Raw genomic sequence first — 15,990 nt, forward strand, 5'->3', positions numbered from 1 at the left:
CGCCAAGCTACGCGCTGCCGCTGCAGGCACTTGCTGTTTGCGTTGCTTTTTCATCATTAACCGCTGCCAAGTCAGCCCGATCTTAGCCAACTTATGCGCCTGAAAAGCTTGCTTATTGCGGTAGTAGTGCTGTTTTACTTTGCGGGCATGGCCCTGGGCGCCCCCTTTGCCAAAACGCCTGCCGATTTTGGCTACCGGCACTTGCGTTGCGCCTTCGGCCGCGACACTGTAGACGTGCTCGTGATGTCGAAGCCGGGCGAGGAGCAACAGCGCAAACCCGTGCTGCTGGTGGTACAAGGCTCCTTGCCTAGGCCGCTAATCGTGCCGCACGCCAACGGGGCCTACAATTGGTTTGGCTTCACACCTAAATTATACACCGATGCGTACCACTTGGTGATTATCGGCAAGCCGGGCATACCGGTGCTGGCCGAGCAAACCGAGTTGCAACGCAACCTGAGCTATTTCGAGCCGAAAACGCAGGCACCGCCCGCGGCATACTGCCAGCGCAATTACCTCGATTACTACGTGGCCCGCAACAATACCGTGCTTAAGTACCTGGCTAAGCAGCCTTGGGCTGATAGGCGCCGCATAGTGGCGGCGGGGCACTCCGAGGGCAGCAACGTGGTGGCTAAAATGGCTGCTACCAGTCGCCAGCTTACGCACGTAATTTACCTGAGCGGCAACCCCCTAGGTCGGATGTCTACGATAGTAACCCAACAGCGCAGCGCCGAGCCCACGGCCAGCGCCGAGGAAGCGTTTCGGAACTGGCAGCAGATTGTGGATAAGCCTGATGAAATTACTTGTGGCCCCGGCGACTCCCCCAAAACCACCTACTCGTTTTCGGTTCCGCCCATGCAGTACCTGCGCAAGGCCCGCGTGCCCGTGCTGGTGGTGTACGGCACCCGCGACGCCGCTGCGCCCTTCAACGATTACCTCCGATTGGAGCTGATGCGGCAACGAAATACGCGGGTGTCATTCAAGGAATATCCCGGCCTCGAACACAATTTCTTTGGATTCAAGAATGATAAGGTCGATTACGACCAGTTTCACTGGGACGATGTGGCGCAGGATTTCCTGAGCTGGGTTGAGGGCAAGCCGATGAATGCAGTGAAGCCCGATGCCGGCGCGGCAATTTCTACCAAACCCTAGGTGCTCGGCTGCCAAAAGCGGCAAAACAACGGGCCCCTCCGCAATGCGGAGGGGCCCGTTGTTTTGCCGCTCAAGTAATGTTGCTTTACAACGACTTGCCGCCGAAACGGCCACCAAAAAAGTCGCCCTTTTTCCAGGTGGGGCGCTGCGGCTCGTTGGCCACTTGGTAACCGATCAGGAAGTTCAGCTGCACGTACTTCTTGCCGGCCTCAAAGTCGAACAGGCCGTTCATGTCGTCCTGCGGTTTGTGGTAGGTTTCGGCGCGCCACTTTTGCACCAGCTGGCTCAGGTTGTTCTGGCCGTCGGTGGTGCGGTTGCCGTACTTAATGTGCAGGGCCGGAATGCCCTGCGTAACGAAGCTGTACTGATCGGAGCGGATAAAGCGGTTTTGCTCGGGCTCGGGGTCGGCTTCCACCGTCAGGCCGAGGTAGGCCGCGGCTCTGTCCACTGGCTCCGAGAGCGAGGAGTGCTGGGCACCTAGGGGCACCACCGACAACAACGGCGCAATGATGGTGGGCATGTCGGTGTTCACGTCGGCCACAATTTTGGCCTTGGGCACCGTGGGGCTGGAGGCAAAGTAGGCCGAGCCGAGCAGGCCCAACTCTTCGCCGGTTTGCAGCACCAGCAAAATGCTGCGCTTGGGCTTTTGCTTGATGCGCGAGTAGGTGCGGGCAATTTCGAGCACCGAAGCCACGCCCGAAGCGTTGTCGTGGGCGCCGTTGTAAATGGAGTCGCCTTTTACGGGCGTGCTGATGCCGATGTGGTCGAGGTGGGCCGAATGCACCACGTATTCGTCGCGCAGCACCTTGTCGGAGCCCGTAATCTTGCCCACCACGTTGTACGAGTCGAAGTCCTGGTACGTCGAGCCGAAGCTGAGCTTGGCCGTGCTGTTGAGGGCCGTGGGGGCCGGCTTGCCCGCGCGCAGGGCGGTAAAAGCGCGGCTGGTATCGGATGAGGCGGCCGCAAACAAGCGCTGCAGCGTGGCGGCGCTAATGTTTCCGAGCACTTGCACGCCGGTAGCGTAGCTGCGCGAGGCCGCCACTTTGCCGTTGGTGCCGAGCACGCTGTAAGCGCCGCGGCGCAAATTGGGCAGGGTGCCTTTCGGGTTGGTGGAAGCCACAATTACGCCCACCGCGCCGTGTTGCACCGCGTTTTGCATAATCATGGTCAGGTCTTGGCTAGCCGCCGACACCGTTGACGGAAACGCGCTGGGCGCCCCGCGCACAATTACCGCAATCTTGCCTTTGGCATCGAGGCCGGCGTAGTCGTCGTAGCCCAGCTCGGGCGCCGATATGCCGTAGCCTGCAAACACCAGCGGCGCCTCTAGTTGTACGCTCGGCAACTCGGGGTTGGGGTAAAACACGAAGTCTTGCCCGGCGGCGAGCGGCGTGGCTGCCGTTGCGCCGGCCGTTAGCGCAAAGCTGCTTTCGGGTTTCAGGAAAGCGCGGCGCAACCGCACGCGCTGCACGTACGAGCCGTTTTCGCCGGCCGGTTTCACGCCGTATGCCTTCAGTTGCTTGGTCACGTAGTCGACGGCCATTTGGTAGCCCTCGGTGCCGGGCTGCCGGCCTTTCAGCTTGTCGTCGGCGAGGTACTGAATGTGGGCCTTGATGTCGTCGGGCCGAATTTGCCCCACGGCGGCGGCCACTTTCTTATCGATGGTGAGCGACTGGGCCGCCACTGGCCCGGCTAAGGAAATCAAGCTGCCCGCAACGAGCAGCGAACGGAAAAAGGCCATTGATGAAGCAAAGGTGTATGGAATGCCAAAGGTACTGGCTGCGGCGCCGAAGGTTGCACGCCGGCAGCCAATAGCGCCGCATTGCCGGCAACGTACGCCCTGGCCCCTAGGTGCCGGCGCGCCCAAGAGCCAACGGCACCTAGGGCCTTGTGGGGCCGCCTGCCTAGGGCTTGGCAGGCGGCCACGCGGAGCAACGCGGCTACTCGTGGGCGGGGCGCACCACGTCTACCAGCTTGTGTTGCTGCTGCATGATCTGCAGGTCGTACTGCGTCAGGTCGAAGGGCTCTGCGTCGTAGTTTTCGCGCTTGTCGAGGGCGGCTACCTCGCTTTGGCGGTTGGTTTGGTAGGCGTTCTGCTGCAGGCGCAAGCTGTTGCCGTTTACTTCCACCACTTTCAGCAGGGTGTAAAAGCCGGGCTCGTCGGTTTCTACGTGGTACAAATCGCCCACGCGGGGCTGCGCAAGCAGCTGTGCGTCGTGGCGCCGGCCGGCAAGATCCGTAGCAAACGAGCCAGCCACCATAAGCCCCAGCAAGGCCAGCCCCGCAAAGTGCCACTTCGGCACGCGGGCCCGCGCTTTGGCGGCCGCAAAGTGCGGGTGCAGCTGGGCCGGCAGCTCGGCGGCGGGCAGCACCTGCTGGCAGTGGCCGCATTGCAAACCGCCGGTTTTGCCAAACGGAAACAGCGGAATCCAATACACGTGGGCGTAGCGGCCGAGCACGCTCAGGCGCAGCGCATCGGGGGTGCCGCAGGCCTGGCAGGCGGCGCCGGGCACCGGCTCGGTAAGTAAATGCGACGAATTGCTGCCGTAAACAATCATTGCCTAGCGCGTGCGTTGGTGTGCGGGTGCAATAGTAGCATTTTACCTAGGGTAAAACTACCCAGACGCTGCCGTGGCCCGGCAAAATATGGTTGTGCCCCAAACAAACCGGGGCCGGCACACCCGAATGGTGTGCCGGCCCCGGCGCCTAAAGAGTTGGAGCAAAGACCTTAGGCCGAGCGGCCGTTGCGTTCCAGGGTTTGCAGCAGCTGCTCGATGCGCTCGGAGTGTTGGTCTATCTGGCCGAGGCCGGCGCGGGCTTCTTCGATTTGGCCGCGCTTGTACTGCGCTACCAAAGCTTGGCCGGCATCGAGCATGCGCTGCAGCACGCGCTCAATCTCGAACACCTCGGTGCCTTGGTACTTGGGCTTCACCACCGCATCGAGCCACTGACGCAGCGGGTTTTGCCGAATGTCGAACAACGACGCCTCGGCCTCGCGCACGCCGTAGAGCACGGAGCGCAGCCGCGATTTGAAGAGCACCTGCTTGATCCTGGCTTGCTGAAAGTCCAGGGTAGAAATATCCATACGGAACGGGGTAGGGCGTAGGAGCAGGGTGGGGGTTAGGAGGCGGCGTTGCCTTCGAGCGATTTGCGCGCGTTTACCAGGTCGGTTACTTCGTAGGCGAATACCACAATGCCGGCTTTCTCATCGCCTTCGTAGTAAAGTTGGTAAGTTAGGTTGATGTAGGACGGCGTAAGCTGACGGGTGTCGTCGCGTTCCAGCATAATCAGCAGCTCGTTGCCCTGGTAGGTTTCGCCGGTTTGGTACACGCGGTCGAGCAACTCAATGTAGCCTTGGTCGACCACCTCGGGCACGGCCTCGGCCACGGTGTTGCCCACGAGCTGGCGGTGCGGAAACAGCTGCTGGTACTTCGGGTTCACGAAATCGAACCGGTGCTCCGGGCCGCGTAGCAGCGCAATCAGGGCCGGCGCCTGCATGAAGATGTTGAGCAGGGTTTGGCGTTGGCTTTGGGCCAGCTTAAAGCTTTCGTAGGCTTGGTCCGACAGCACGGCCTGCTCCTCGTTGGCGCGCAGCAGCTCCTCCACCATCTTCTTCTGGTCCGTAATGTCGATGCTGCCGCCCACGCGCAGCACAATGTTGCCGGCTGCATCGAGGCGGGGCACGGTGCGCATCAGCATCCAGCGGTATTCGCCTTGGTGGTTGCGCAGGCGGTACTCGTGCTGGTACTCCTCGGTGGAGTAGCGCACCCGCTCCCAATCCTCGGCCAGGCGCAGCTGGTCTTCGGGATGGATGGCGTTTACCCACTCGCCGGCCACCAGTTGCTCGTGCGAGAGGCCGGTAAACTGCGTCCAGCGTTGGTTAAAGTAATCGGCGCGGCCATCAGGCTTGGAGCTGCTCACCAGCACCGGCAGGGCGCCCAGCACAAAGCGCGCGTATTCCTGGGCCTCGGCCAAGGCTTTTTGCATGTCCTGAGCCCGCCGCTCGGCCTGGTACTGCTCCGTTATGTTTTGGGTGCGCTGCAAAATGTACTGCAGCTTGCCCTCGGCGCCGAGCACGGGGTAGTGCGTGGCCTGCCAGTACATCTCCTCGAAGCCGCCGCCTTGCTCGGCCGGCAGCTTCAGGTCGTAGCGAATAACGGGCATGGTGTGCGGCTGCAGGTGCTGGCGCACGTGCTCGTGCGAGCGTTCAATTTCGTCGCCTTGGTTCTGATCGGCCACCGGGTACGCCTCAAAAATGTGGCGGTTTACCACTTCGTCGCGCGGCTTCAGCGAAGCCGCCACGTGGGCGTCGGTGTTGTCGAGAATGGTGCCGTCGGGGGCCATCAGCAACAACGCATCGGGCAAAGAGCGAAACAGCTGCTGGTAATCGACGGAAGAAGGTAGCGCGGCGGCCATAGAAGCAAAAACGAAAACGGAAATACGCGGCTTGCGGCAATGGAAACAGCCGCAAAGCTACAATGTTGGCAGCCCCGAAGCCACAACGAAAGCCGGCACCCCGCCGCCGGCACTTGGCCGCGCGGCGGGGTGCCGGCAAAGTATTGTGAGCCAGCTACCTAGGGCCGATGGTGGGCTTAGCGCAGGCGCACGTCGTCGTCGAGGCGGCGCTCCACAATGTGGCTGCGCTGCGGCCCTAGGTGCCCCGCGGCGCGCTGTTGGCCGGGCAGCAGGCGGTCGGGGTCGGGCACGGGCGAGCCGCCCTCGCCAATGGCGCGGTGCTGGATGCCCATTTCGTGCACGTTCGCGGCGCCGGCGTGGTCGAGCAAGTCGCGGGCGCGTTCGGCCTCGGCCAAGGTGTGGGTGTGCACCGTAATTACCGAGCCGCGGCGGGCGGCGTTGGCGAGGGCGCGCGTATCGGAGTCGGGGTGGCCGCTAAACACGGCCCGGAAAAAGCGGTGGAAAGCATCGTTCTCGCCGAACTCGCCCGTGGGGTTTTCGGTGGTAACGGTGGAGCTTTGCGAGATGTCGACGTCGGCTTCGGCAAAGCCATTTTGCGCGAGCTGGTCGGCCGCGCGTTGGGCGGCGTCGGCGTTCGGAAAAACACCAATTACGGTTTGTGCCATGGTTGTGGACGGGGGGTTAGGTGAGAAGATGAACGGAGCAGTAGCAACGCGCGCCGGGCGCGGTTAGCATGTGTTACGGCCGAGCGCCCGGCTGGTTGATGCAAAGTGCAGCCCCACACCCGGTGCGCCCCCTAAGTGGTTTTGTACAAATACCAGCCGCCACCCAAGGGCCTGATGACGATGATGCGTGCGGGACTCATGGCGGGCACCTCGGCGGGGTTGGGTTGGTAAAGCAAGCCCACGGTATCGTTGGTTACGCCCCCAATCAGAAACTCGAGGCACGAGCCGCAGGCAGTAGCGCGGCGCGTAAGGCGCCGGATGTAAAGCTGTTGCAACTGCGCCTTGATGGCGGGGTCGGTGTTGGCTTGTTGCTCGGCGGCGGGCGTGGGCTCGGCAAAGTAGCCGCGCGTTTGCACGGTGCGCACCACGTCGTCGAACCCGGCGCGGTTGCGGTTGAAGTGCTCGATGATTTGCGCATCGGCGCCCACCCACAGCTTTAGGTTGCCGACGGTAAACGTGTGGTCGGCGTCGGGGTGGCTTTGGTTGTAGCGGCTCACCTCGGCGGCGGGCATGCCCTCCATCAACTGCAGCATTTGCCGGCCCAGGTTGGTGCTTGCCAATCCCCGCACGGCCTGCAGCTTCCAGTCGTCGGCTTCCTTTACAAAGTGCAGGTAAAAATCGGCCGTAGTGGCGGTGTCGCGCAGCTCCACAGCCACTACGGCCGAGGCGTTGTTTTGCTGCAACAGCCGGCACTCGCGCTGCAGGTTGGCCGGTATTTGCTGGCCCAGCGTGTGCGCTTTAGCTTGCTGAGCGGCCTCGCAGCACAGGTAATTTTTCATACGGGGCCACTGGCCCTTGCCCACAAAACGTTTGGCAATCTGGAGCGGCTCCTCGGGCGCCCAGGCCTGCGCGGCGGGCGTTCCGCTCAGCAGCAGGGCCGCCGCCCAACTCGTTGCCAATACCCGTAGTTTGCGCTTCATAATTAATTGCTAACGTTGCCTGGGGCCGCTGGCCAAGCACAACACGCGCTCGGCGCCCTGCGTTACGAACACCGAATCTACCCACATAAAATCCCTTCCGGCCATGGCCAAGTCGCAAAACGCCCGAAAAGAGAAAAAAAAGGAGCCCGTAAAAACGGATAAAGAAAAGAAAGCTGCCAAGGAAGAAAAGAAACGCCAGCGCGACCGTAGCAGCGAGTAAATTGCTGCAAGCGAATGCGAAAAACCGCATGCTAACCGGCTGCTGCTCATGGAGCGGCAGCCGGTTTGGCTAATTGCGGCACTGTTGCGTAGCCGATGCAAGCCTTCCGTTCGGCATACGTAAGGCACCGCGCGGCGCCAAGGCAAATATCACGGCGCCCTCCCCAACAAAACGGGCAGCTTGGAGCTGGCTCGGAAGCAAAGTTGCTCGTGCCCCGGTATCCGTCGGATCTGCTTGGTGCGCTAGCGCCTGTCCCGGCCGTTGCCAGCGGTGGCGGGCCACTGCATCAGAAGTTTAGCTGGGCTTGCAGGCGCAGCAGGCTACCGCGCTGGCGGTTGCCCTGGGTTTGAAAATCCTCGAAGCGCCGCGCCGACCACGTGTACATCGCTACCAGCTCGAAAAACTTCAGGGGTTGCCACTCGGTACCCACCTCCAACTCGCGCACCGAGTAGCTGCGGGCGTCGCGCTCGTGCTTTTTGCCGCCTTGGTAGTACTGCCCGCGCACAAACGGGTAAAACTGTTGCTGCCCCACGCGGGCCCGGTAGCTAAGGGTAGCATAGCCGCCGTGCAACCGCCGGGTTTCGATGCTGTCGGTGCTGGCGTTGAACTCGGGGCCGCGGCCTAGGTTGTACTCGGCCAAAATGCCGAAGGGCTGCGGGTACAGCACAAACGTAGCGGCGGCGCGTTGGTCGGGGTAGGTAAGGTCGGGGCGCGCCTTCACTCGGGCCGATAGCTGCTCCGCGCCCAGCGTGTATTGCCCGGTGTAGGCCTGCAGGCCCGGCTCGATGATTTGCCGGCCTACCTGCAGCGGATAGCTCAGGCGCGCTACCACGTGCTGGCCGTTGTTTAGCTCGGAGCGGTTGGCGGCTTGTCCGTTGAACACGCCAAACCCCAACACGCCGTAGTCGCCGGAGCCTTTCAGGCCCTCGCTCACGAGCATGGCCAGGCGCTTGCGGATGGCGGCCGGCGCCCAGTACACAAACGCGCCCAGGTCGCGCTCGTTGGCCACGGCGCTGTTCAGGGCGTCGTTGCGGTCGAGGGGCAGGCGTTGCTGGCTCGATTGCATGTTTTCGAAGCCGTAGGGCACTTTGCTTTGGCCCAGGCGCACGCGCCAGGTGCTGGTGGCGTTCAGGCCCAAATCAAAGTACGCATCGCGCACCTGCGCAAACTGCCCGGTGCTGCTGCCGCTGGGCGTACTGGCAAAATCGGGCTGTAGGTAGAAGTACACGCGCGGGTGCAGCTGCCCAAACACAATCAGGCGAATGCGCCGAAACGAAAACCCGCCGTTTGCTCCCCACGACCGGTCGCATTGCTCGCACTTCAGCTGGGCGTTGGTTTCGAGCAAGCGATTGTAGCGCACCTGCATGTACCCCCGAATGGATACCGCCTCGAACCACTCTTTTTTGGATGCCGCGGGCGCCGCCGCGCTAGCCTGCCGGGCTGTATCGGCCTGCTGACCTAGGGCCGGCAAGGCCAGCAGCCAAAGCATACTTAACAGATATTTCATGCAAACACAACCGTAGGGCAAAATGAGGCATTTTGTGTTACCTCTGGGTCACGGCGCTGTTAAGCCTGTGTTATCAAGCGCCCTGCAGCCCTTGGCCAAGGCTGCCGCTCGCCGATGCCGCAAGGGCAACACGCGGCCGCCGTTGCAAGGTTTTGCCGTGGCAACGCGGCAGGTGGTTATAGTTATGATAATCAGTATGTTGAACTTGTTGAAGGCTTGTGGCTTTTGTGGGGGCTGGCGCAAAAAAATTGTCCGAGCTGTTACCTCAACGTAAAATCTGCGTAGAGATATGACACAACCGATAACGAAATTAACTTTTCATACTTATGGCAACTTCCAACGACCACAACCGCCACGAAGCACGTCACCTCGAATTTGAGCCCAACCGCCAAGGCCGCAGCAGCCAAGGCACCGAAGATAACTCGTCGTCGCAGTCGTCGTCGAGCAGCTACTACGGCAGCAAGCACGGCGTGCAGTCGTCGGGCCAAAGCAGCAACCAGCGCGAGCAATCGTCGGGCAACAATTGGCTTTCGCGCGGCAACAACCGCACGTGGGTAGGCGCCTCGCTGGGCGTATTAGCCGCCGGTGCCTTTGTGGCCCTCACCCGCGACAAATGGTCGTCGTGGGGCAGCAGCCTCAGCGACCTGGCCGACAAATCGGGCCTGACGGGCAGCCGCGCAAGCCAGGGCCAGCAGGAGCAAGGCGGCAGCAGCCAGCGCCGCGGCGCACAGGCTAGCTCGGCTAGCGCCAAAAGCAGCTCGTCGAAATCGGCTTCGGCCCAAAAAAGCGGCAGCCAAGCCGATGCCTCGCTGAACCGCGAAGCCGCCAGCGGCATCAAGTCGAGCCCCTCGTCGAGCAAATCCTTCACCGACGAAGGCGCCACCGGCAACAACGACTAACAACCTACCCTGGCCGGGCCTGTAATAGCCCGGGCACCTAGGGCTTTGCGCCGCTTTCAGGAGCAGCGCAAATAAATGACCAAACGCGCTGCGGCACCGGTTTTCCCGGTACTGCAGCGCGTTTGTTTTGGGACGTTGGCCTCTGGCGGCTGGCACTGATAACGGATTAGGGCGCCGGCTGTGTGCCAAGTGGTTTGCTGATGCGGAAACCCAGGCCGAGTAAAGCGTGCGCAGCAAGGTTCGTAACGTTGGCGTGGCCATCGGCAATGGGTACCCGCACGTACGCCGCCGTTGCTCGCACCTCGGCTTGCACAAACCACCTAGGGCCAATGGCTTGGCGCTTGGCTACACCCGCCTCCACCACCGGGCCCGATAAAAAGTAGCCCGTGCCCAGCAGCCCGCCGCGCTCGGCAAAAGCCCTGCCGCGCACCGTCGACTCGGGATGGGTGATGACGGCCCCTGCGCCCGCAGCCCATGTAAGGCCGCGCCGCTGCCACTGGCGCGTAAGCGTGAGCAGGTTGAAACCATCGGTGATAGAAAAGCGCTGCACTTCAAGCGGACGGTTGCGCAAGATGATTTTGTGGTGGGTGAGGCGCAGCGCCCAGCCCTGCCTACCGCGCCAGGTAGCCAGGCGCGCATCGTAATACACCGGTGGCCTGAGCGGCTTGGTGCGGTAACGGGCCTGAAACTTAAGCGGAGCGGCCCCGTGCTGTTGAATGCGCAACGGCGAGGGCACGTTGAAGGCAGCACCACCCGACACGGTGGCCTCCCAACTGCGTTGCTGAGCCAGCCCTAGATGCGACACAGCAGTGGCGGCCAATAGCAGGCCCGGTCAGCGGTAACGTGCGCGGTTCATAAATATCTGTCCTCTTGGTGCTTGGGTGGCAAGAGGTGTTGCGGCTTACACCCGGTGCCATTGGGCTAAACGCATACCAAGCAAGGCAGTTAAAGCCGAGCCAGCCCTAGGTGCTTCCTAGCGCAACTCTCCGGGGCAGCTAACAAAAAGAAGCGGCAACCGGAAACCGGCTGCCGCTTCGGGGTAAGCTAAAAGCAATGGACTACTAGCTATATGCTAGAGGCCGGTGCCGCGGTTCGTGTCGTCCTCGTCGGAAGACATACGGCGCTGGCGCATGGGGTCGTCGGAGTTCAGGCGCTCCACATCTACGTCGGTGCGGCGCACCGTGTCGCGGATGGTTTCGTCGCGTTCTTCTACTTCTTTGCCCAAACGAACTTCTTCCACCACGCGGGCTTCCTTGTTCACTACGGGCACCTCGGCGCGCTCCGTAATTTCCATTTCGCCCTCTTTAAAGTTTTGAATATCGGCTTCGGTAGCGGGGCGATTCACGGGGTTGCGCTCAACCCAGGCGTGCTCCTGGCGCAAGCGCAGGTGCTCCTCTACGGGGCGTTCCACTATGCGGCTGCGCAGGCGCATGCCGCCGGTTTCTACTTCGCGCTTGCCCACTTGCAGGTTCTCCTCGATAATCGGAATCGATTGATCTGTCATGTCGGTGCCGCGGCCTACCATGTCGCGGCTGGTCATGCTATTGGCAGTGGTGTTGGTGCCGGCTGTCATGTTCTGCTGCCCCATATTCTGGGCACCCATGCCTGTCCAGCCGCTGCGGTACTGCTGGGCGCGCTCGTCCACGTCAACGGCGCCGCAGCGGTCGAGCACCTCGGCGGCGCGCTGGGCTTCGGTTTGGTCGGAGGCGTGCACGGTTACCATAGCGCCGCGGCGGGCTACTTCGGAGTACTTCGAAATTTCGTCGTCGCTATTAAACAGCGAGCGGAAAAAGCCGCTGATGCTGTCGTCGTTGGTGCTGCTAGCGGTAGTGCTGGTGCTGCTTGTGGCGCCCGTGGTGTTCTGGGCCGAAATATCTATGTGGTCGCGCGTTACACCCATGCTTTCGAGTTGTTGCGCGGCTTGTCGGGCTTGGTTGGCATCGTCGAACATGCCAATTACGGTTTGTGCCATGGTACTGGAATTAGGGCTATTGGTTGGGTTGGGAAAAAACGGACTAGGCTTAGCCCGCGGGTTGGGTAGGATCATTCGTCACCCGCTCCACAATAATCTCTTCTTTGCGGAGCGTAACAGGTTGCGTAGTATCGGCTTGCACTTGGCGTTTGGTAATGCGTACTTCCTCCACAAACAGGATGCGCTTTTCCACTACCAACACCTCGCGCAGCACCGGCATAATGGTGGTGTCGCCCTCGTAGCGCACGGCGGGCGGGGCCACATCCACGTACTGGTTTACGGGCACCCGCTCCACCTCAATCTCTTCGCGCACGGTGGGTGCCGTTACTTCCTGGTGTTCCTCGTGTACTTGCTTGGTCACCCGGATGCGGCCGGTTTCTATCACGCCGCGCTGTACCTGCAGCTGCTCCTCAATCACCGGAATTACCAGCGGCTGCTCCGGCTGCACAAGGGGCTGGTTCGAGGCGTTCGGCTGGGTCGGATCTTGGGGCGGTTGCATGGGCACGTGGGGTTTGGGCCGGCCGGCGCCGGAATCGGTTAAAGCCAACTTCGAGGATTGTAGGATGGGCTTACGCGGCCCAACAGCTATGGTTATTGTTCAGCTAGCCTCAACAAGTACAATAAACGGTTGAGCTTAAAGGCGCCTCGGCGGCACAAGCCCGACGGTAACCAAGCACCGCAATGCCATGCTCGGTAAGGCTCTTATTTGTTTGTAAATGATTGATTAATAAACAATTGATGGTGTGTTGAAATGCCGCACGCCCTAGGTGCGCGGCGCCGGACGGGCGTGGGGGGCTACGGTTCATCCTGCTTATGCCACACTTCGGTAGCAACAAGTGGCAAGGGGGCAGGCCGGGCAGCCACTTTTGAGGCGTCACTCAGCTGCTACCCCCATGAAACGCCTGCCCTTCTTCGTACTGCTGCTCCTGCTGGCCGCCCTAGGTCGGGCGCGGGCCCAAACCGCTACCACCCTCGGCGGCACCGTGCGCGATGCGCAGGGCCAGCCGCTGCCCGGCGCCAACGTGTTCCTGAAAACCACCTTCGATGGGGCCACGGCCGATTCGCTGGGCCGGTTCAGCTTCAGCACCCGCCAAACCGGCACGCTGCCGTTGGTAATTACCCTGATGGGCTACGAAGTGCAGGAGCAACCCGTGGTGCTCGATGGCGCGGCCAAACGTTTTGTCGTGGTGCTGAAGCCCGTGCGCAACCAGCTCGGCGACGTGACCATCACGGCCGGGGCGTTCGAAGCCAGCGACGAGAAACGCAGCACCGTGCTTACCACCCGCGACGTGCAAACCACCGCCGGCGCCCTGGCCGACATCAACGGCGCGCTGAACACCTTGCCCGGCACCAGCAGGGTAGGCGAGGAGGGCAAGCTGTTTGTGCGCGGCGGCGCAGCCGGCGAAACCAAGCAGTACCTCGATGGCCTGCCGCTGCAAAGCCCCTACAACGCCAGCGTGGCCGGCGTGCCGGCGCGGGGCCGCTTTTCGCCCAACCTGTTTAAGGGCACCGTGTTCAGCACGGGCGGCTACTCGGCCGAGTTTGGGCAGGCGCTGTCGGCGGTGGTGGGGCTGAAATCGTACGACCTGGCCGACGAGACCCAAACGGGCGTGTCGCTGCTGTCGGTGGGCCTTAGCTTGTCGCACCAGCAACGCTTCGAGCGCAGTTCGGTAGCCGCTACCCTCGACTACACCAACCTGCAACCCTACTACGGCATGGTGCCGCAGGAGTGGGGCTGGCTGAAAGCGCCGCAGGCCCTGGGTGGCTCGGTGGCCCTGCGCCAGCGCACCGGCGAAATGGGCATGCTGAAAGTGTACGGCGCCTTTACGCGCTCGGAGTTTGCCCTGCGCCAGCCCGACCCCGACTTTGTCGGCGGGCGCCCCATCGGCCTCGAAAACCAAAACCAGTACCTCAATGCCACGTTCCGGAGCCCGCTGCGCCGCGGCTGGAGCCTGCAAACCGGCGTAGCCGGCACCCGCGACGAGCAAACCGTGCGCCCCGACGTGCAGTACCTCCACGACCTAGAGCAATCGGTAGTGGGCCGCGTGGTGCTCACCAACGATTCGGCCGGTACCTATTTTAACCTTAAGCTCGGCGCCGAGAGCCTAGGTCAGCGGTACCAGCAGCAGTACCAGGCATCGGCCGAAGCGCCGCTGCAGCGCCTCGGATTCGATGAAGCGCGGGTGGCGGCCTTTGCCGAGTCGGACATTGCCTTCAGCAACAACTTCGTAGCCCGGGCCGGCGCTCGTACGGAGTACTCGAAGGTGCTGGGCCGCTGGAATGCCGCGCCGCGCTTGGCCTTGGCTTACCAGCTAAGCGAAGGCGAGCAGCTGTCGGGGGCGTGGGGCTATTTCTACCAAACGCCCGCCAACGACCTTATGCGCATTGGGCAGTACGCCGATAACCTGCGCTTCGAGCGGGCAGTGCATTATTTGCTCACGTATCAGCGCATCAAAAACAACCGCACCCTCCGCACCGAGGCGTACTACAAAGACTACGCCCACCTCACGCGCTACGAGGGCGCGGCCCTTGCCACCAACGTGCCGCTGCCTTTTGTGCCCGCCGCGTACCAAAGCACCGGCCGGGGCTACGCCCGCGGGGTAGATGTATTCTGGCGCGACCGGAAAACCGTGCGGGGGCTTGATTATTGGGTTAGCTACGGCCTGGTGGATACCCGCCGCCAGCAGCGCGCCGATCCGCAAATGGCTGTGCCCACCTTCGCCTCGCGGCACAACCTCTCGGTGGTCGGCAAATACTGGATCAACAAGCTGCACACGCAGGTAGGCGCCACCTTCAGCTACGCCTCGCCTAGGGCCTACTACAACCCCAACTTACCCGGCTACAACCAAGCCCGCACGCCCAGCTACCAGGATGTGAGCGTGAACCTGAGTTACGTTACCTCGCTCTGGAAAAACCTGACCATTGTGCACCTCTCGTGCTCCAATGTGCTGGGCCGCGACAACGTGTTCGGCTACCGCTACGCCAACACACCCGATGCCACGGGCACTTACCAAGGCGTGGCCGTTACGCCTTCGGCGCCGCGCATGTTCTTCGCCGGCCTGCTGATTTCCATCAACAAGAAACGCCCCGCCGATACCAACGCGGCACCGGAGTAGCCGAGTGTTGCGCGGGCTTGAGCCCGCGTTTGCCGGAACGAAATCGTCAGGGCGGAACAGTGTGGTTCCGGTCATTCGCGCAAACGCGGACTAAAGTCCGCGCTACATCGCGCGTCTGCTTTCGTCTTTCCTGGGCTGCAGTTCAGCCGGCTGATCCGACACTTCAGCAACACAAAATTTCAGGCGGCCCTAGGTCGCCACACCTTTGAATCATCAGACAGGCACTACGCCACTCACCAAATCAACGCCCCTGCCATGAAAACCTCGCTGCTTATCCTCGCCCTCGCTGCCGCTTCGCTTAATGCTTCGGCCCAGCAGAAAGCTACCCCGGCGGCTGCCACCCAAACTGCCCCCGCCGGATACTCTGAGATGCTGGCCGCCACCGTGCGCGAGCTGATGAGCACCGGCGACCCGGCCCAGCTGAAGCAGACCTACGCCAAGCTGGAGCGCGCCGCCGCCGTAGCACCCGCCGATTGGCTGCCGCGCTACTACCAGGCCTACGCCATGATGCTGACCACTTTCGTGAGCAAGGAAGAGGGCGACGTGAAAGACAAGTACCTCGACCAAGCCGAAGCCGCCTTGGCCAAAGCCCGCAAGCTGCGCGGCGACGAATCGGAGCTGCTGGTGCTGCAGGCCTACATCTACCAGGCGCGCCTGGGTATCTCGCCCATGATGCGCTCCATGAAGTACTCGCAGATGGTTGCCGAAACCTTGGCGCAGGCCAAAAAGCTGAACCCCGCCAACCCGCGCGCCTACTTGGTAGAAGCCAACAACGTATACTACACGCCCAAGATGTTTGGCGGCGGTGCCGAGGCCGCCAAGCCGCTTTTCGAGGAGGCCAAAACCCGTTACGGTGCCTTCAAGCCTGCTTCGGATGTGGCCCCCAACTGGGGCGAGCGGCAAGTGCTGGGCCGCCTGAAGCAGTACGAGCAGACCACGGCCGCTAAGTAGTAGTGCCGTTCACGCCCGCTGTCATTGTGCGGATTGTCCTTCGTCCACGCAATGACAGCCGGTGCTACCACTCTAGCGCAATGCCAACGGCGCGTGTTACCTTGTTGCGGGCCCCCAA

General features: G+C 62.2%; 14 protein-coding genes. 4 read left to right on the plus strand and 10 right to left on the minus strand.

Annotation, left to right across the window (positions count from 1 at the left end):
* Positions 1-93 precede the first annotated feature (93 nt).
* A complete protein-coding gene (locus tag D3Y59_RS01420; protein ID WP_119443410.1) occupies positions 94-1,149 on the plus strand; it encodes an alpha/beta hydrolase family protein in 1,056 nt (351 codons plus the stop codon).
* Positions 1,150-1,234: 85 nt separating this feature from the next.
* On the opposite strand, the gene D3Y59_RS01425 is transcribed toward D3Y59_RS01420, so the two are convergent.
* From D3Y59_RS01425 to D3Y59_RS01455, 7 genes are all read right to left on the minus strand, one after another.
* Positions 1,235-2,887 (minus strand): M28 family peptidase, encoded by a 1,653-nt coding sequence (locus D3Y59_RS01425; protein ID WP_119443411.1) that lies wholly within the window; start codon positions 2,885-2,887, stop codon positions 1,235-1,237.
* A gap of 199 nt (positions 2,888-3,086) precedes the next feature.
* Positions 3,087-3,704, minus strand: coding sequence for a hypothetical protein (locus D3Y59_RS01430; RefSeq protein ID WP_119443412.1), 618 nt, complete (start codon positions 3,702-3,704; stop codon positions 3,087-3,089).
* Positions 3,705-3,874: 170 nt separating this feature from the next.
* Positions 3,875-4,231, minus strand: a complete 357-nt coding sequence (locus D3Y59_RS01435) for a hypothetical protein (RefSeq protein WP_119443413.1) — start codon at positions 4,229-4,231, stop codon at positions 3,875-3,877.
* 35 nt (positions 4,232-4,266) lie between these two features.
* Positions 4,267-5,562 (minus strand): PAS domain-containing protein, encoded by a 1,296-nt coding sequence (locus tag D3Y59_RS01440; RefSeq protein WP_119443414.1) that lies wholly within the window; start codon positions 5,560-5,562, stop codon positions 4,267-4,269.
* A 176-nt stretch (positions 5,563-5,738) separates the two neighbouring features.
* Complete coding sequence (locus D3Y59_RS01445) at positions 5,739-6,227, minus strand: hypothetical protein (protein WP_119443415.1); 489 nt, start codon at positions 6,225-6,227, stop codon at positions 5,739-5,741.
* Between the two features lie 131 nt (positions 6,228-6,358).
* Positions 6,359-7,207, minus strand: a complete 849-nt coding sequence (locus tag D3Y59_RS01450) for a hypothetical protein (RefSeq protein ID WP_119443416.1) — start codon at positions 7,205-7,207, stop codon at positions 6,359-6,361.
* A gap of 506 nt (positions 7,208-7,713) precedes the next feature.
* Positions 7,714-8,934, minus strand: a complete 1,221-nt coding sequence (locus D3Y59_RS01455; RefSeq protein ID WP_119443417.1) for a porin — start codon at positions 8,932-8,934, stop codon at positions 7,714-7,716.
* A 326-nt stretch (positions 8,935-9,260) separates the two neighbouring features.
* Here D3Y59_RS01455 and D3Y59_RS01460 point away from each other — a divergent pair, with 326 nt between their 5' ends.
* Positions 9,261-9,833, plus strand: a complete 573-nt coding sequence (locus tag D3Y59_RS01460; RefSeq protein ID WP_119443418.1) for a hypothetical protein — start codon at positions 9,261-9,263, stop codon at positions 9,831-9,833.
* 166 nt (positions 9,834-9,999) lie between these two features.
* On the opposite strand, the gene D3Y59_RS01465 is transcribed toward D3Y59_RS01460, so the two are convergent.
* The 3 genes from D3Y59_RS01465 to D3Y59_RS01475 all read right to left on the minus strand — a co-directional run bounded on the left by D3Y59_RS01465 (position 10,000) and on the right by D3Y59_RS01475 (position 12,304).
* Complete coding sequence (locus D3Y59_RS01465) at positions 10,000-10,653, minus strand: hypothetical protein (RefSeq protein ID WP_119443419.1); 654 nt, start codon at positions 10,651-10,653, stop codon at positions 10,000-10,002.
* A 252-nt stretch (positions 10,654-10,905) separates the two neighbouring features.
* The gene (locus tag D3Y59_RS01470) at positions 10,906-11,805 is read right to left on the minus strand and encodes a YsnF/AvaK domain-containing protein (RefSeq protein ID WP_119443420.1); all 900 of its coding nucleotides are present in this window, start codon (positions 11,803-11,805) and stop codon (positions 10,906-10,908) included.
* A 49-nt stretch (positions 11,806-11,854) separates the two neighbouring features.
* Positions 11,855-12,304 (minus strand): YsnF/AvaK domain-containing protein, encoded by a 450-nt coding sequence (locus D3Y59_RS01475; protein ID WP_119446276.1) that lies wholly within the window; start codon positions 12,302-12,304, stop codon positions 11,855-11,857.
* A 394-nt stretch (positions 12,305-12,698) separates the two neighbouring features.
* Here D3Y59_RS01475 and D3Y59_RS01480 point away from each other — a divergent pair, with 394 nt between their 5' ends.
* Positions 12,699-14,921 (plus strand): TonB-dependent receptor, encoded by a 2,223-nt coding sequence (locus D3Y59_RS01480; RefSeq protein WP_119443421.1) that lies wholly within the window; start codon positions 12,699-12,701, stop codon positions 14,919-14,921.
* A gap of 255 nt (positions 14,922-15,176) precedes the next feature.
* The gene (locus D3Y59_RS01485) at positions 15,177-15,872 is read left to right on the plus strand and encodes a hypothetical protein (protein WP_119443422.1); all 696 of its coding nucleotides are present in this window, start codon (positions 15,177-15,179) and stop codon (positions 15,870-15,872) included.
* The last annotated feature ends 118 nt before the right edge of the window (positions 15,873-15,990 follow it).

It is taken from the genome of Hymenobacter oligotrophus (assembly GCF_003574965.1).
Taxonomy (GTDB): domain Bacteria; phylum Bacteroidota; class Bacteroidia; order Cytophagales; family Hymenobacteraceae; genus Solirubrum; species Solirubrum oligotrophum.